The following is a 17196-nucleotide window of genomic DNA, read 5'->3' as shown; positions in this document are numbered from 1 at the left end:
GGGAGGTGAAGAATCCTCCCAACTGTTTATTATTCCTCACTATTGCCATTAGAGATTTGACTATAGAGGTCTACAGCCTTTTTCATTTTAAATTTAAGTTCTGCCTTCTCAGCATCATTCATTTTCTCATACATAGAAAGAAAGTCTAATGTATATCTTCTAATGGTATTGTTAAACCAAGCTTCATTTTTCTTTATCTTCTCATTTTGTATTACATCAAGCCATCTATCAACTAAAATACCTTGCCAATCTTTTAACAGCTTAGACTTTTTAGCTATAGACTCTTTATCAATAAAATAAATCAGCTCTTTACCTTCTTTTTTTCTGTACTTTACATTGTGTTGTGATAATGTTTTAAATGATACCTGAGGTCTAGGGCTTCTATCAGGAAACTGCATTGTTTGTGTAATAGAGTTAACATATTGTCCTACTGTTATGTTGACTGATTTATCAGTGTGCTTTACAAATAATACCCATTCATTAGGGGTTACTTGTTGTACACTTGAGCCAGGAATTTTATCATCTTTTGTAGATTTTAACTCAATAGGAATAAATGTGATATTTTCTGTATCATCTTCCCTGATTTCTAGTAATAAATCAGGATTAACAAATACCCTTCCCTCTTTTCTTACAGCTTCTTTTAAATTATCTGTCAGCTCATTAGGAAGGTATACCTCACTTATGTATAGATTTTTAAAAGTACTATAAGACAAAGATTCTTTCTGATTTATTCTTCCATCAGTGAAAACAAGACTCAAATTACTACCCCATTTTTCCTCAGGTATTCTATTAAATTCTTCTTTTATATATTGTTTAAGGAATGATTTAAGCTCAGTATCTACATTTGCCTCATCTGCATGGAAATTTATTTCTTTTAATTTGTTAATATTGTTTTGCAATGTTTGTTCCAACTCAAACATAAAAGCATACATAAATAAATCAGCTTTCTTCTTAAATTCCAAATTCCAATCCTCCTTGTTTATAGAAATCATTTCCATTATATTATTTTCTGTTAATTGCTTCAATATTTTTAGGCTAATGTTTTGTTGTAATCTATTAATTTAGTTATAAGTGGGGCTTTTTGTATTTACCTATTAGATTAGGTATTATGAAATCTCCACAGAAGATTGGGATTGGCTTAGAATTTATCCTTTTATTTAGTATGCTATATTTGTATGTGCTCAACTAGTCTACAGCTTGTCTACTTGCTATATGCCTATTGTTGGATTGATTTGCTCTGTGTTTACAGCTATTGTCTACTAGGATGTCTACAATATATCTGCTGTATTCCAGCTAATGCTTTGCTGCCTCACCTGATACATAATTTTAAGAATATATATTTACACTAACCTCCTGCCTCTGCTATAGAGTAGTGGGCAGGATATAGGGGATTGACAACTTAACCTAAACCTAATAAAAATGAAGATTGATGCTATGAGCCCATCTTTGACAATGTTGTCAGATTGTTTAATAGTATAACATCAATAATTCTTAGCAATATCTTTGCATCCATTTTATTTCTACCAGCTACAGTAACACAGCTCATGGAACAGTAGAGAGGATAGTAATGAGAATACTGTTAGAGTTACAGCATGAGTCCAGCAATAATTAAGCTATTGTCTACAGCTTTGCTCAATTCAATCACACTAAGTTCAATACTGACAATACAAGCAGTCCCCTATAGCTATTATTGTATGTTGTACCTGATGTTTTTTCTGGAGTGGGAGGAGGGGGTTAAGTTGTGTTTCTTGGGCTTTTTTAAAAGCTGATCCTTACAGCTATCTATACTATTAAAGTCATTTTTCACTTTTGTTGTTTAATTTTAAATTATTTTTTGCTTTATCAATAAAATCAATAATGTCATTTACTGTTTGGTCAAAATTTTTTTTGATTTCATGCTCCCAGACCCTTTTTATATGCCACTTCCTTTTTAAATAATATTCTTGCACCTCTTTATCTCTTTGTTTGTTGCGTTCCAATTTTTTTCTCCAAAATTCTTGATTACTTTTTGGTATTCTACCATGTAATTCACAAGCATGCCAAAAACAAGAATCTATAAAAATAACTATTTTGTATTTTTTTATAGCAATATCAGGTGTTCCAAATAATGACTTAACATTTTTTCTAAATCTTATCCCTCTTTTCCAAAGTTCTCTGGAAACTAGGTTTTCCAAGGAAGACTGTGAGCGAACTGATTGCATTATCTCTCTGCGTCTTTCTTTTGAAACAGTATCTACCATAAATATCCCTCCACATACAACATTTTAATTACTTTCTTAAGCAGTAGTTAACCAATGTACATATTTCTTAATAAATAACTTGGAGTGACTTTTCATAATTTTTTCTGTTACTTAATATATCCAATTTTATTGTATTTGAGTCTAAATTATCTTCATACAGCTAGATATATCTATGCTTTTGGAGGAGAAAAGAAATAAAAAGACAGCCTACAGACACCTTAATTACTGTCTATAGGCTATTTATAATGCAGATACTCCTAAGGAGAGATTACAACAAAATAAGTTTATATATAGCACTCAGATATGCAATAGAGCAGAAATGGGATGATTTCTATTATTATTTTTTGCATAATATTACATTTTAGGTTATTTTTATTTTGTGCATTTTTTACAACCTTCTCCCTTCTCCTGAAAGGGTATGCTCCCCCTGTATCCCACTGTTTACATAGCTGATAAACTTTGCCTCAACATCCTCAATAAATAATACACTTTGTCCATTTTCTCCTACCTTTTTGGACAGAAAATGCTATCCTTGATTTATCTGTGTTTAAAATGTCTGTTTTACATGTCCAAAATCTATTCTATAAAATTAGGAAAGGACAGCCAATCAATCAGAATAGCAGGAGGATTACATACAATGACAAAAGTTTATGGATATGCAAGAGTATCAACTACTGACCAAAATCTAGATGCTCAAATACAGGCTTTAAAACAGGCTGGAGCAGAGGAGATATACACAGATAAAGCATCAGGCAAAAGTACAAAGAGAGAAGGCTTACAGGCTCTCCTGAGCATTCTACAGGCAGGGGATACTCTTGTCATCACAAAGATGGACAGAATAGCTAGGAGTGTTAAAGAGGGCATTGCTCTTATTGATCAGTTAAATGAAAAGGGAATAAAACTCCATGTACTAAATATGGGAATGTTTGATGACAGTCCTACATCCAAGTTAATAAGAAATATATTGCTAGCTGTATCAGAATGGGAAAGAGAAATGATACTTGAGAGGCAGAGAGAGGGAATAGCTATTGCCAAAGCTAATGGCAGATATAAGACTAAGCCTAAGAAGTACCATGATAAAAATCCTGCTCTAATCCATGCTCTAGAGTTGTTTGCAAACAGAGCTAACAATAAGATGACTGTCAAAGAGATATGTCAGATTACAAAGGTAACAAGGTCATCCTTATATGCAATAGCCAAAGAGAAGGGTATTATCTAGAGGGCAATCCTGTCAGGACTGCTCTTTTTTATTATTGTCTTCTTTTTCTTACCTGCTTCCTCTTTTCTCATTAACAGTAGGAAGGACAGGGAAAGGAGGTTATTCTGAGGGAGTAAGGTATTTTTAAAGGACTGCTCTTTTTGTTGACTCCTCAGGCTCATTATCTGTCAGCCAAAAAATATTTTTTGCATTGCATAGTCTCTGATTTTCTTGGGTTTTGTAAAGTTAAAAACCTTGACAGTATAACATTTCCCTTATCTGAAAAATCCAAGTCCAAGCCAAGATTTGCAGAGATTGTTCAACAGCATCTATAAGCATCTATCAGAATATAACAGCCTCCAATGCCTTCCTGAGCTTCTTGGATAGCCTTTAGACAGCCTCTTATACCTTCTATAGCCTCTTTGCCTAAACTGCCTAACTGCTATTTACAGTTCAGGAGGAGGCAATAGATGGGCAATGAATGGGCAAATACTCAGGCTGATGGTATATAAACAAAAAAAGACAGCCTACAGGGGAGCAGATAACTCCTCCATAGACTGCCTGTGAATGAAATTATTATGTGAATGAGATTGTTACAGGAGAAATTGATCTGATACAGTCTAATATAGCCTGATACAGACTTACACAGAGAGATACAACAAGAGATACATATGAGCATAGTAGTGAGCACATTAGAACTGCCACAGCAGAGGAAAGCAGAGCCCCAATCCTGCCATAACTTTTTGGAATGCCTTTTTCCCTACCTACAGATGAGAAAGAAAGGTTAATGACTCCCTACTTAATTAGATTGCTGTATATTGCTTATTAAAGTTTATTCTCACAGCTTTACAGACTTGAATATAAAATGCTAAAGCATTGGGCTAAGCCTAAAGGCTTATCTCCCTCCATAATTAACTACATCTAATACTTATCTCTTGTTGTAGCTACAATATGAGATTAATACTTTAGGTATTTATTTTGTAGTCTGAGCTTTAGCTCAGTAGAGCTTGCTCTATAAGATAAGAGAGATTCTACTTTGCCAAAACATTGCTCATTCTTAGAGCCTCAAGAGAAGGAGCCATTTTGTAGAAGGGTAAAAATGCTCACATATTCCCCTTATTTGAGGTAAAAATGCTCACATATTATTCCCACATTTTCTTGTACTTTTCATTGCTTAGGTAAATTAAAGCAAAAAATGATCTGATTTACTTTATTCCTCCCTCCACAGCTATCTAAGTAAATGACTAAATCTTAATACTGAGGGAGGAGTAAGTAATGAGTCATAAATTTGTCAATTTAGAAACAGGGGAAAAGGTTGAGATAGCTTACTATAGGACTCCTGAGCAACAAAAGTCATATCAGGAGAAGAAAAAGAAAGAGGCAGTCCTAGAGAGGAGCAAAAATCCTTTTGTATTTACAGAGATGGATGCTTTTCAGGGAGGCTTATCTGTGCTGGATAATAAAGAGCTTGGCTACTTCCTAGTCATGCAGACATATATCAACTATGACAACATGCTCAAAACTCATCCTGATGAAAAACATCCAATGACTGTAAAGGAGCTACAGCAAGCCTTAAAGATTAAATCCCCTAAAACAATTAGAAAGCTACTAAAGGAGTTTGAAAGGCTGTCCTTGATTTATATTGATACTGTAGAGTCTCATGGTAAAAAACATGAGGCTATTTTTATTGCAGAAGAATATTGCTTCAGAAAAGGCATTGGAGGAGATTACAGCAAAAGAAAAACTGATAATGCTGTAAAGGTTTTTATCAATAGCCTACAGGATGTATATGCTCAGGATGCAATCAAACCTGCTGACATTGGATTCATTTACAGGACTATTAAATTTATCCACTATGAGACAAATTACCTTGTCCTCAATCCATCTGAGAGAGATAACAGCAAAATCATCCCTTTAACTGTTAATGCTTTGGCTGAAAAGATGGGATTAACTAGGGAGGAAACTTCAAGGAAGCTCAGCTCTCTAAAATGGAATGGCATGTACATCTATGGCAGGATGAAAATTGGTAAGGAAATCATGGTAAAAGCAAATCCATTCATTTTATACAGAAAAGCAGGAGAGCCTGACACAAAACTAGGTGCTGAGTTTCTTATCAATAGAGACTAAGGAGTAATCTATATCAAAAATCTTTCAAAAATACTTTAATTCCTACAGTAACAGCTAATCTAGTATAGGGAATTTTTGAGGAGGTAAATACCTTGCCTACCTCTTTCCCTTACCTACAATAATGAGGAGGAATAATAATGGATTTGTCTGCATTAAAATTTAAGGTTATAACTACTGCTATGGGCTTAGGTATTACTACTGAGGCTACAAAGGAGGCTTTTGAGGCTCAGGCAAGGCAGATGCTCCCATCATTTAATAAGCTGGAGGCATTACAGCAGGAGCTAAATGACATGCTCCCTGAGCTTGAGGAGAAAGTAGAGGCTGTGGCTGAAAAGAAAGCCAATCTTATACAGCAGATTAATGATGTACAAAAGCAGATTGATGAGCTTGATATTTTATCTGAGGATTATATTGAAAATTTGACAGCTCTAGAGGCTCAGCTAAGTCAGCTCATGGAACAGGATAAGAAAATTGATGACTTGGCAAGTAAGGTGAGTGAGAGAAAAAATGCTCATATTGCCAAGAAGCTAGTTGAGTACTATGATGTTTTGAAATATGAGGCATATCCAGAGGCTCATACTCTTACTGATACTGTTAGGGAGATTGTGAATAACAGGAATAAAGAGAGCATTACTCAAGTACTTGAGAGCATTAAAAAAGATTTATCTCATTATGTAGCTATCTTTAATGAAATTGCACAGGAGCAGGGATTGTATTCAGCTTTAAAAGTAAATGACAATCCTACTTTTACTGATAAAAATGGATATTCACATAAATTCTATTTTAGTGCAGGATTAGCAGATATTAATATCTTGACTGTTTAAGTTAGATGAGAGGGCTAGAAATGGCTCTCTCTTTTTTATTTACAGCAGAGGGGGAGCAGGAGAGCATGGCAATAGACTATAAATTCAATACATGGAGAGTCTCAGGGGAAAAAGCTACAGTATGGAGTCAAAAGGCTTACAAGCTAGTTAGAGCTGATGTAGGTAGGATTTCAGGAGCAACCATAGGAGCTATTCTGTACCTGCATCATGTAAAGGGGATGACAGCCTCTGAGATAAAAAACAGTCCTATAGCTTGGGGAGTATCTTTACCAAATATTAAAGGTATTCTCAAAGGATTTAACAGCAGAGCTAATAGGGAGAGTATAGAGGCTTACAGCATTTTTATGGATATGCTTGAGACTGAGCCTGAGATGTTAGACAGGCTATTTGATACTTACTAGGAGGTGAGCTAAATATCAAACCAAACTCTAAATAATGTAAAATTAACAACTGTAATAAATAAGCCTGTTACTGTATCTTTACAGCCTAGCCAAGTACAAGACAATGCAAGAAAAACAACAACAAACAAGTAGGACTGAGGGAGGTTATTGAGCCTCTCTTTTTTATTAGCTGATAAATGTCACAGAAAAACAATTAATAATTAGAAAAGGAGAGATTGTAACAATGAGAAGATTGACTGTAGAAGAATTAAGAAATAGGGTAGAGCTTGTAAAAAAGTATATGGAGCTTGAGCAGAGCTTTTATAACTTGGATCAAGGTATTGTGCAGATACAAAAAGCTACAGGCTTGGGATTAAGGAAAGAATCTGTTTCAAAAGATGGCTACAAATATTATGCTTTAAGAGATGCAGAAACTAAAAAGACTTTTACAGTTTATGTACATCATATTATCATGATTTTAGCTGATGCAGATGAGTATATAAAGCAGATGTCTCAGGGGATGACAATCAACCATATTAATGGAAATAAGGCAGATAACAGGCTCAGTAACTTAGAGTATTGCACTCAGTCACAGAATAACATACATGCTTATATTACAGGGCTGAAAGAGGAAAAGCCCTTGGAAAAGTCCTTAAATGAGGCTCAGGTTTACAGCATACTAAGAGCCTATTATATGGACTATAAAAAGCCTGTAGAGATTGCTAAGAGGTATGGATTAACTTTATCTGCTGTTAAAAAGATTGTGAAGGGCAGACTCCACAGACCTATTTATAAAATGTTTATGGCAATAAATAAAGACAATATAAGAAAGAGCAAGCAGGGAGCTAGTAAACTGACAGATGCAGATGTAAAAGAGATACTTGAGCTATATTACAATCAGCAAAGGACTCAGATAGAGATTGCAAAGTTATATAATGTTTCAAGGTCTGCTGTAGGAATGATAATAACAGGGCAGAGATGGAAAGAAGTATATGAGAAGTTTATTCAGCAGGGAGCTTAAAGCTCTCTGTTTTATTTTTTTGTGCATTGTAAGATTATTATGACTATTATAAATATTTATCAAGGGGCTCAGTATGGAGAAAAATAAGAAAATGGATATTCTCATCAATGGAACTATTTTTGATGTAGGGATGCCTCATGATGATTTTATCCATGAGCTAATAGAGTGGGTAGAAAGCAAAGGCTGGAGATTTTTTGGAGTTATAGAGGAAGTAGATGGGGATGAATAAAGGTGGATTGGATTCAAAATGGCTTAAAAAGAAAGGTGATACAAAGGAGGGCTGATGATGTTGGCTCTCCCTACTTTTTTATTTTGTCTGCTATAATATACATTAATATACCAAAAAAGGACTGTGGAGGTCATCAAAATGGCTGTGTATAAATTTTATGCTGTGATTGAGAAAGAGGATGGAGTCTTTGTTGTCAGCTTTCCTGACCTAGAAAACTGCTTTACTGATGGAGAGACATTGGCAGAGGCTGTAGAAATGGCTGAGGATGCTCTAGGATCATTGCTGAGTGTCATGGAGGATGATGGAGACCATATCCCTGCTCCAAGTAAGGCAGAGGATATTGAGCTGCCTGATGGAGCTAGTCTAGTGCTTATTACTGTGAATACTGATGACTATAGGGAGACTGTGGTTACTGATGAGGAGGCTGCTCTGATGCAGGAAAAAGATGTATCTGTAAAGATCACTCCTCTAGATGATAAGGACTTTAGGTCTGAGGTAGTCCTTACTATTTATAACCATGACATTAAGGATGTATTTAAGGAGATTGCAAAGGTAAATAAATTAGGGATTGTAAACTTTAGGACAATGGTAGAAAATGCTTTAATCCATTATATAAGGTCTGAGGAGTGGCAAAGAGCTAAACATGCCTTTATGACTGGGGAGATTGAGTATTAGGGAGGCTGTATGAGCCTCTTTTTTTATGCTTTACCTATCCTGTCACAGTAGCCAAGCTGTTATCTAACTATAGCTCTGTAAATAACATTGGAGACAGGAGAGGGAGCAGGATGGAAAAGGTTAAAAAACAGAATGGCAATCAAGAAATGCTCACTTTTAAAACTCAGGATAATGTAAATGTTATTATGTATGGAAAGCCTAATTTTGAAATATGGGCAAAGAAGATGCTTGAGCTGTATAATGCAAGGCTAAATATTTCAGGAAGCTAAAGGGAGGAGCTGTAAATGCTTCTCCTTTTTATTTTTTAGTGAATAAAATAAAGAGAGGTTTAGAAAGCCTCTCTCCAATGAATTTCTATTTTTGGTTGGTTATTGGTTTCTGGAGTCTTTGTAAATACAATTTTGGATATAAGTAACTTTAATGTAGCATTTTGCTCCTCTAATTCCATCTCCTCAAAGTTATCAATCATACTAAGGATGTTTTTAACTCTGCTGATTTGAGCTGTTGCATCTAATGTCTTTAATTTGCTTTTTGTAACAGCAATTTCATTTTGTAGGGCTGTAATGGTATCATCAATCTGCTTTTTCCTTTTTTGATATTCTTCCTTGTCTATATCCCCATCAATATACAGGTCTTTCAGTCTTTTTTCTTTCTTCTCCTGATTAACTAAATCTGACTGTAGACTTTCTAAGGTCTCATTAAATCTTTTCTCTATATCAGATGTATCTTTGGCTAATAAATTTATTAAGGATTTTTCAAGCTCTCCTTTGTATTGAATGAGTGCCTCTTTTACAGCATTTTCTACTTTGTCAACTTTACAGCCTTTGTTATAGCATTTTGTTTCTAAGTCTAAATGATGTAAACAAGGTCTAATCTGATAAAATGAGGCATCTTTTCCTGATTTTTTTACCTTATTGTTTTTTTGGATAGTTAAACCTTTGCCACAGACTCCACAGACAAGGAGTTTATTAACACAGGATTTTACTCCTAATGAATAAAGATTTTCTTTTGATCTTCTTGATTTAAGCAGAGATTGTATTTGGTTAAACTCATCCCCAGTCATAAGTGGCTCATGACAGTTTTCTGCAACAGCAGTCTTTTTAAGTCTTTTGGAGTTATATTTTGCCTCTCCAAGATACACTCTATTCTGTAGGGTTCTCAGTACTTTATCTGTTCTAAATGGGTTTCCCTTTCTAGTCCTATAGCCTAATTTATTCAGTTTGTCAGCAATCTGTCTGGAGGAGTATCCTAATAAGGCTAAATCAACCATTTTTCTAACTATCTTTGCCTCATCAGGATTGACAATCAGCTTTTTGATATTTTTATCCCATGTATAGCCTAAAGGAGTAACAGAGCCAATCCATCTGTTTTTAATGGCAACAGCATTATATTTCCCTTGGATTAATCTTTGTCTTATTCTTTTGTATTCATAAGCAGATAATACAGAAGTAAATCCAAACCAGAGCTCTTGGTTTTCATCAGAGAAGTCAATGACATTATCAGGAGTCTCAATAATTACCTCATGCTCAGTAAAGATTTCTTTCAGCTCTGCTAAGTCCCTCTCATCTCTACTCAATCTGTCTACATGAGTAACAAGAACTCTGCTGTATTTACCTTGTAGTATACCCTCAATCATTTTTGTTAACTCAGGTCTATGCCACTTTACAGATGATTCTACCTCTTGGAAAATGTCATAATTATATCCTTTTGACTCAGCAAGTCTTATCAAGGTTTCCCTCTGATTGTATAGAGTCTCCTCTGCTCCTTCCTCATCTTCTCTAGACTTTCTTACATAGATAGCAACTTTTAGAGCTGTTTTTGTTGTCAACACCTTAAATACCTCCCATTTTTTACTGACTCAGTCACAGGTTTTTCATTGGTATAGTTAGATGGGATTTTGAAAATGTGACAGGCAGTAAAGCATTTTATTTTGGGATGTACTATGTGTTTTTCATAAAACAGTTCAAGCCCAAGTCAAGGCCTATGAGATGGAGAAAAATGCGATTCCTACATTACAACAACTCGTCGATGAAAAGTATATTAAATCGAATCAATGCCCAAATGGTCATAAAATTCAAATCGATAGCAACGGGGAAGTAAGTGAAAGTGGTTCGTAAAAACGGATTTACCCTCATCGAAATGCTTCTTGTATTAATGATCATCAGCGTGTTCACCGCTCTCAGCATTCCTCATATCGAAAAGGTAGCGGAGGTAAAAAGAGAAAACTATATGATTGAGCAATTGACGGAAGATATATTGTACGCGCAGCAATATGCAATGGCTCACAAAACGGCTGTGCAGGTCATCTTTGACCAAGGGCAAGCGCACTATCACATCATTGAAATGGGTGAGCGTCAACGAGTTTTAATCGAGCGATCTCTTCCGGATAAATGGATCTTTGAATTGGCCACTCTACAGATGCCTCTCGCTTTTTTAGCGAATGGAAATGTGAATAAAGCAGGGACGGTATTCATTAAAAACAATACGAGGGGATACAAAATCGTATTTTTACTAGGAAAAGGGAGGTTTTATGTCCAAAAAATGTAGTGGATTTACGTTCATCGAAGCTCTCGTCTCATTAGCCCTTTTACTTTTCGTGACCGCTTTTTTATTGCCGTCTTTTACCCACATCATGATTGAACGCGAAAACACAGTGCTAAAAAGTAGAGCGCAACAATTATTACAAGCCGCTTTACGTGAGCAAGAAGATGAAGAGCAAGGAGAAAAAACCGTCACAGACGGTCGAATTACTTATGTCATCCAGTGGAATAGCGAAGAGGAAGGCATGCGGAAAGCGTGTGTGCATTGGCAAGATTATGTTGGTCGCAATATGGAAAGGTGTGGGTATGCCAAACGATGAAAAAGCGAAATCAAGGTTTTACGTTTATCGAGATGATCATGACGTTATCGATCGTCTTGCTTGTCGTTGCTTTCCTTCCGTCTTTATTAGATATACATTGGTTAGAAAGTGAACGCGGAAGTTCTCAACGATTGGAATGGCAATTATTTGTTCAACAATTGAAAAATGAAGTTCGCGAATCGAGACAGTTGGAATGCAATGGAACAACATTAATATTGTATAAGCAGGCAGGAGAGCAAGTAAGCTTTGAAAAATACGGACAATCCTTGCGAAGACGGGTCAATGGCCGCGGAAACGAAATTGTCTTACAATCGATTTCCAATGTGCAATATGAAGCGACAAATAATGGTGTCCGCGTTGCCATGACCACGACGGAAGGAAAGCGTTATGAAGCGTTTGTTACAACATTTTTTCCTATTCAGGTGAAGGAACAATGAAAAATGAAAAAGGAATGATTTTCCCTATCACGATGCTTGTCTCGTTTCTTTTTCTTTTCATTTTTGTTCGTATGCTCGAATTATATAAAACGGAAACGGAAATGGCGAAATATGAACAGCAATCGTATGAGGTCGATTCCGTGATGCAAATGGCGGTAACCGACGTGAAAAGACAGCTAGCAGTGATGTGGCCAACAGATACGTCAAATAGAGGAACATTGACGTATCCGAATGGAGTAGCGAATTACGAGTGGAAGCAGATGAGCGAACATGAGATGAAAGTAACAATTTTTGCCACTTCCCATGATGGAATTCACTATGGTGCTGAGTGCATTATTTCTCTTCCAGAACTTGAATTAATCGAATGGAAAGAGAAATATTAAATGGTTTAAATCAACAATGGATATAGTATGTTTGATAAAAAAATGAGGAACGATGGGTGAAGCGCATTTTTTATGGGGACATGGAAAATAATTCGGGCGTTTACAATACAGATCATTCATACCAGTTAATATATTAAAGAGGGCGCTGGAAAACCGATTAAACGCAGTTTCGCCAAAGACGGTGAGGCATTTTGTCGTATGAAAGAGAAGTTTTTACGAAGGTTGCCGTCTGATAAAAATCATTGTGACAACAGAGGCGGAGGTATCGTCACTTCAAAGACAATTGCGGTTGGATAAAACAAACAGGCATTTTGCATGTGAATGGGAAGAACTTATGCGAAGGCTTGCCGGCGATGAGATAAGTCCGTTACTTACACAACATCATCAGAGAGAGCTTCAGGTGTTATGAAAAAAGCGCCTACGTTATTATGAGAAAGCGCATCATATCATTGATACGACAGGAAAGTCAATTGACCGCATTGTGGATGTGGATGAAATCGTTACAGTGATTGAAAACAAAATGATATGGAAATACTAGTGAAAAAAGAGGATGGTGACAATCGATGTCGACCAACGATTATGTGAAATTTGTCACCCAACAATTTGTCACTTACATGGATCAACCAAAAGAAGAGAGAAAGAAAAAACGCGTGCAGAGAAAACAAGAAAAGCCAGCGCTTTTATATCGGTGGTTCGGGATGATTCCGTTTTCGCTTCGCCTGTTGTTTCGGCGAAAATCATAAAACTTGAAGGGATATCTCCATTGGCGGAGATATCCCTTCTTTTTCTCTAAGAGCGCGGCTGTAGATAAAATAGGCCGCCATTAATGACGGAAACAATAATTCTTGGCTTATATTGCTCCTCCAATGCTTCTTTTTCAATGTAATAGCATTCCGGTTTTTCTTCCATATCCTCATAAAAATGGTCGAGAAGTGCTAAATCCTCGTCCCATCTTTCTTTTGCTTCCTTTGCCCATGCGTGATCATCCTGTTCAATACGATGTTTGATATATTGCTCTAAACGCCCCAGTCCGCTTTGCGGTTTAATGAGCGGGGAGATTGTAAAGCAGTAATCAGGTATTTTGGGAGTAAGAACAAGCTGCTGCAATCGTTCTTGAAATTGTTCGACAATGGTTCCGCTAATTAAATGAACTCCGAGCGATAGCAGTTGATCTCGCTTTCGGTCGCATTGATACGAAATTTTTACATTCAATCCAAGCCATGGATGAAGCGGAACAAATGATTGACCCGAGGCTGTTATTTGTTCGTATAGGCGAATATAGCTGCCGCGTTTTTGTGCCGATTGAAAAATTTGATGTAACCGTGGCGAACCGAAGTGTAGACGTTCTCCATCAAGAGAGCTTGTTTTTTCCGTTTGTTTTGTGATGAGCGTCAATTTCATCGGTGCAGGGGTTCCGCCCGTTCGTTCAATGTAGTGCCAATAAAATGGACGGTTCATTAGCTCTTTATCCAACTCAATAGATAGTTGAACGGTCATATATCCTTCGTCGTTTTCGACGATGTCACATTCATTGGCTTGAAAATATCGTTCAAGAAAATGATGAATCTCATGTTGCTGCATAATGTTCCCCACCTTTTGCGAGCTGATCGGCAAAATCAATCATGGCTGTTAAATTTTCTATTTTAATTTTCATTTCTCCTTCACTGCGCGAGTGGAAGAAAATGTCATGTAAGTAGTCTTCAAAATCATTCATATTCATTTTCGCTAAAATATCGTCTAATTCGCCAACGACTCGTTCAAATAAGTGAATTTTTTCATAAAGCAGTTTTAACATGTGTTCCTCGATCGTATCCTTAACGGCAAAATTATAAATATGGACATCGTTCATCTGTCCTAATCGGTGTACACGACCGATCCGTTGTTCAAGGCGCATTGGATTCCAAGGTAAATCATAATTAATGACATGGTGACAAAATTGCAAGTTAATGCCCTCGCCTCCTGCTTCAGTAGCGATGAGAACTTGAGCACGGCTTTTAAACAATTCTTTCATCCAGTCTTTTTTTCCGCGTTTAAACCCGCCGCGAAACGGAACGGACGAAATGCCCTGCTGTTTTAAAAACCACTGCAAATAAAGCTGAGTTGCGCGATATTCCGTAAAAATAATGACTTTATCATTAATGTTTTGAATGAGCTCTAGCGCTTTTTCGGCTTTGGAATTTGTGGTGACTGCATTCATTTTTTCTAGTAGTTCTTGAAAGTAGGCAGGAGCATCTCCGTCATATTTGTCCATCATATTTTTGAGGGTGAGAAATAGCGCTTCGCGGCTGCTGCATGCTTCGCGAAGCATCGTAATAAGCGAAAATTGACTACCTAACGATTTTGTATCATAGTATTTCAAAGCTTGGACGGCGTTATATAGTTCGCGTTCTTCGTTGGAAAACTCAATCATCACTGTCTCAACGTGTCGCTTTGACCATTCGATGCCTGTATCAGCACGTCGATTGCGAATCATCACTTTATTGACAAGCGCTTTTAAATGCTCATCTGTTTGCAATGACCGTTTTTTTCCATACATTTCTGTAAAATACGCCGCATTTCCTAAATGTCCGGGCTTTAATAGTGAAACGAGGTTAAAAATTTCTTCGATTCGATTTTGGATTGGTGTTGCTGTCAACAATAAACAAAATTTCTTTTTCAAATTTTGTACAAACTCATAGTTTTTTGTCTTATTGTTTTTCAGTTTATGGGCTTCATCAATAATGACCATATCGTATTGTTGTTGATAAATGATTTCACGGTGCGGACTCTTTTTCGCTGTATCAATGGATGACACGACAACATCACACTGCTCCCATACGTAGCTTTTTTTCTGCTGTACGGCAGGAATAAAGAATTTTTCATTTAGCTCCATCGCCCATTGTGATACGAGAGAGGCAGGCACAAGAATAAGTACTTTTTTAACAAGACCACGAATCATATATTCTTTCAAAATCAACCCCGCTTCGATCGTCTTTCCAAGCCCGACTTCATCAGCCAAAATGGCTTTTCCGTTCATTTTTTCAACGACTTGTCTAGCGACCTCCAGTTGATGTGGAAGTGGTGTAAGGTGTGGTAAATGTTTCGGAGCTTGCAAGCCATCGAAATCGGGAACGCTTAAATGTGTTGCTGCTTCTAAAGACAATTGATATAGCTCCCAGCTTGTCCAAGGTCCATCTTTCTCAACTCGTTCAAGAAATCCTTTCTTCCAAGATGTATCAAATTCTATATCGATCATGGTCACCCATCTCCTTTATATTAACGAACATTATATTTTTAATTAATTTAAATGTTCATTAATTAACTAATGATTGTATAAAAATAACAACAAAAAGTTCGTTTATTTTTTGTTTTTTCCACATATTTTTGTTGCTCTTATCCGCTCATTAATGGTAGTATAATAATAAATTAGAAAGTTAAAAAAATTATTACGCTATGCTTTACATAGTGTACCCATTTTCTTGAAAATTATATATCGGCGAATGAGAACAAGGGGAGAGACTACGTTGATGTAGCGCCGAAGGAGCAAGCGGAAGACGCGAATCTCTCAGGCAAAAAGACTCTTGTTTGACGCATCTCTGGAGAGTGTTTACGTTCGTGAACCACCCAAGAGGAAACCTATTATGAAATAGGGAAACTTTCAGGTGCCAGGACAGAGACCTTCATTAACGCATATGGGGGTAGTCTGTCCTTTTTTATTGACTCATGACAGGAGGAAAACGTATGTTAAAACGCACACCTTTGTTTTCTGTGTATGCGCGATACGGTGCAAAGACGATCGATTTTGGCGGATGGGAGCTGCCCGTTCAATTTTCCAGCATTAAAGAAGAACATGAAGCAGTACGTACACGAGCCGGCTTGTTTGACGTATCCCATATGGGAGAAATTGAAGTAAAAGGGAGCGACAGCTTTGCTTTTTTGCAAAAAGTGATGACGAACGATGTCGCCAAATTAACAGAGGGCCGTGCTCAATATACCCTCATGTGTTACGAAAACGGCGGGACGGTTGATGATTTATTAATTTATAAAAAAGCAGATGACTACTATCTTCTTGTCGTCAATGCCGCCAATATCGAAAAAGATTTTGAGTGGCTTAACCAGCACGCATTCGGTGACGTCGAGCTTGTCAACATTTCCACGGAAATTGCTCAGCTTGCTTTGCAAGGACCGCTTGCGGAACAAGTATTACAAAAGCTGACTGAGGTTGATTTATCACAAATCAAGTTTTTCGGATTTAGAGATGACGTTGAGTTTCAAGGTGTTAAGTCGCTCGTTTCCCGAACTGGATATACGGGGGAAGACGGTTTTGAAATTTATTGCCGAGCTGGAGATGCAGTAACGCTTTGGGAGGCGATTTTAGAAGCGGGAAAGGAAGAAGGCGTCCTTCCGTGTGGGCTTGGTGCGCGCGATACGCTTCGCTTTGAAGCGACACTCCCGCTTTATGGTCAAGAACTTTCTAAAGACATCACACCGATTGAGGCAGGGCTTGGCTTTGCCGTCAAAACGAATAAGGAAGTTGATTTTATTGGCAAAGATGTATTGAAAAAACAAAAAGAAGAAGGAACACTACGGAAGTTAGTTGGCATTGAAATGATCGACAAAGGCATTCCGCGCCATGGATATCAAGTATTTTCCAGAGATGAGGAAATCGGTGTTATTACTACAGGAACACAATCGCCGACATTGAAGAAAAACATTGGATTAGCATTAATTAAAACGGAATTTTCAACTCTTGATACCGAAGTGGAAGTTGATATTCGAGGCAGACGCTTAAAAGCGAAAGTGGTGGAGACACCATTTTATAAGCGTGCGAAATAAAGGAAAA

At 36.9% G+C, this 17196-nt stretch carries 20 protein-coding genes and 1 riboswitch; of the genes, 15 read left to right on the top strand and 5 right to left on the bottom strand.

Annotation, left to right across the window (positions count from 1 at the left end; all coding sequences use genetic code 11):
* Positions 1–29: 29 nt before the first annotated feature.
* Positions 30–962, bottom strand: a complete 933-nt coding sequence (locus tag ISX45_RS10325) for a hypothetical protein (RefSeq protein WP_194518919.1) — start codon at positions 960–962, stop codon at positions 30–32.
* 834 nt (positions 963–1796) lie between these two features.
* Positions 1797–2240, bottom strand: a complete 444-nt coding sequence (locus ISX45_RS10320; protein ID WP_194518918.1) for a very short patch repair endonuclease — start codon at positions 2238–2240, stop codon at positions 1797–1799.
* 637 nt (positions 2241–2877) lie between these two features.
* Here ISX45_RS10320 and ISX45_RS10315 point away from each other — a divergent pair.
* The 8 genes from ISX45_RS10315 (at position 2878) to ISX45_RS10280 (ending at position 8963) form a co-directional block, all read left to right on the top strand.
* Positions 2878–3459, top strand: coding sequence for a recombinase family protein (locus ISX45_RS10315; protein ID WP_194518917.1), 582 nt, complete (start codon positions 2878–2880; stop codon positions 3457–3459).
* A 1254-nt stretch (positions 3460–4713) separates the two neighbouring features.
* Complete coding sequence (locus ISX45_RS10310; protein WP_194518916.1) at positions 4714–5565, top strand: helix-turn-helix domain-containing protein; 852 nt, start codon at positions 4714–4716, stop codon at positions 5563–5565.
* Between the two features lie 137 nt (positions 5566–5702).
* Positions 5703–6389 (top strand): hypothetical protein, encoded by a 687-nt coding sequence (locus ISX45_RS10305; RefSeq protein WP_194518915.1) that lies wholly within the window; start codon positions 5703–5705, stop codon positions 6387–6389.
* Between the two features lie 20 nt (positions 6390–6409).
* Entirely contained in the window at positions 6410–6790 is a 381-nt protein-coding gene (locus ISX45_RS10300; protein WP_228485533.1) for a hypothetical protein, read from the top strand.
* Positions 6791–7013: 223 nt separating this feature from the next.
* Complete coding sequence (locus tag ISX45_RS10295; RefSeq protein ID WP_194518914.1) at positions 7014–7790, top strand: sigma factor-like helix-turn-helix DNA-binding protein; 777 nt, start codon at positions 7014–7016, stop codon at positions 7788–7790.
* 73 nt (positions 7791–7863) lie between these two features.
* Positions 7864–8019, top strand: a complete 156-nt coding sequence (locus tag ISX45_RS10290; protein ID WP_194518913.1) for a hypothetical protein — start codon at positions 7864–7866, stop codon at positions 8017–8019.
* A gap of 138 nt (positions 8020–8157) precedes the next feature.
* Positions 8158–8694 (top strand): type II toxin-antitoxin system HicB family antitoxin, encoded by a 537-nt coding sequence (locus ISX45_RS10285; RefSeq protein WP_194518912.1) that lies wholly within the window; start codon positions 8158–8160, stop codon positions 8692–8694.
* A 110-nt stretch (positions 8695–8804) separates the two neighbouring features.
* Entirely contained in the window at positions 8805–8963 is a 159-nt protein-coding gene (locus ISX45_RS10280) for a hypothetical protein (protein ID WP_194518911.1), read from the top strand.
* A gap of 59 nt (positions 8964–9022) precedes the next feature.
* Here the strand turns inward: ISX45_RS10280 and ISX45_RS10275 are convergent, their stop codons facing one another.
* The gene (locus ISX45_RS10275) at positions 9023–10525 is read right to left on the bottom strand and encodes a recombinase family protein (RefSeq protein WP_194518910.1); all 1503 of its coding nucleotides are present in this window, start codon (positions 10523–10525) and stop codon (positions 9023–9025) included.
* Between the two features lie 157 nt (positions 10526–10682).
* On the opposite strand from ISX45_RS10275, the gene ISX45_RS10270 reads away from it, so the two are divergent.
* The 6 genes from ISX45_RS10270 (at position 10683) to ISX45_RS10245 (ending at position 13117) form a co-directional block, all read left to right on the top strand.
* Entirely contained in the window at positions 10683–10811 is a 129-nt protein-coding gene (locus ISX45_RS10270; protein ID WP_407649628.1) for a hypothetical protein, read from the top strand.
* Entirely contained in the window at positions 10795–11241 is a 447-nt protein-coding gene (gene comGD, locus ISX45_RS10265; RefSeq protein ID WP_181554390.1) for a competence type IV pilus minor pilin ComGD, read from the top strand. Before ISX45_RS10270 ends, comGD begins: the two co-directional genes overlap by 17 nt.
* Positions 11225–11554, top strand: coding sequence for a competence type IV pilus minor pilin ComGE (gene comGE / locus ISX45_RS10260; protein WP_181554389.1), 330 nt, complete (start codon positions 11225–11227; stop codon positions 11552–11554). The genes comGD and comGE overlap by 17 nt, the downstream gene beginning before the upstream one ends.
* The gene (gene comGF, locus ISX45_RS10255) at positions 11551–11991 is read left to right on the top strand and encodes a competence type IV pilus minor pilin ComGF (protein ID WP_194518909.1); all 441 of its coding nucleotides are present in this window, start codon (positions 11551–11553) and stop codon (positions 11989–11991) included. Before comGE ends, comGF begins: the two co-directional genes overlap by 4 nt.
* On the top strand, positions 11988–12374 hold the full coding sequence (gene comGG / locus ISX45_RS10250; RefSeq protein WP_194518908.1) for a competence type IV pilus minor pilin ComGG: 387 nt from the start codon (positions 11988–11990) through the stop codon (positions 12372–12374). The genes comGF and comGG overlap by 4 nt, the downstream gene beginning before the upstream one ends.
* A gap of 563 nt (positions 12375–12937) precedes the next feature.
* The gene (locus ISX45_RS10245; protein WP_181554386.1) at positions 12938–13117 is read left to right on the top strand and encodes a YqzE family protein; all 180 of its coding nucleotides are present in this window, start codon (positions 12938–12940) and stop codon (positions 13115–13117) included.
* Between the two features lie 46 nt (positions 13118–13163).
* Here the strand turns inward: ISX45_RS10245 and ISX45_RS10240 are convergent, their stop codons facing one another.
* Both ISX45_RS10240 and ISX45_RS10235 read right to left on the bottom strand, forming a co-directional pair.
* A complete protein-coding gene (locus ISX45_RS10240) occupies positions 13164–13955 on the bottom strand; it encodes a YqhG family protein (protein ID WP_181554385.1) in 792 nt (263 codons plus the stop codon).
* Positions 13942–15609: a DEAD/DEAH box helicase gene (locus tag ISX45_RS10235; protein ID WP_194518907.1), complete on the bottom strand. Its 1668-nt coding sequence runs from the start codon at positions 15607–15609 to the stop codon at positions 13942–13944. The genes ISX45_RS10240 and ISX45_RS10235 overlap by 14 nt, the downstream gene beginning before the upstream one ends.
* Positions 15610–15853: 244 nt before the next feature.
* Positions 15854–15944: riboswitch (glycine riboswitch) on the top strand.
* Between the two features lie 150 nt (positions 15945–16094).
* Between ISX45_RS10235 and gcvT the strand changes: the two genes are divergently transcribed.
* Positions 16095–17189: a glycine cleavage system aminomethyltransferase GcvT gene (gene gcvT / locus ISX45_RS10230; RefSeq protein ID WP_194518906.1), complete on the top strand. Its 1095-nt coding sequence runs from the start codon at positions 16095–16097 to the stop codon at positions 17187–17189.
* Positions 17190–17196 lie beyond the last annotated feature (7 nt).

This window comes from Thermaerobacillus caldiproteolyticus, assembly GCF_015326725.1.
Taxonomy (GTDB): Bacteria; Bacillota; Bacilli; order Bacillales; family Anoxybacillaceae; genus Thermaerobacillus; species Thermaerobacillus caldiproteolyticus.
The sequence above is the reverse complement of the archived record's forward strand: the minus strand, read 5'-3'. Positions and strand labels throughout refer to the sequence as shown.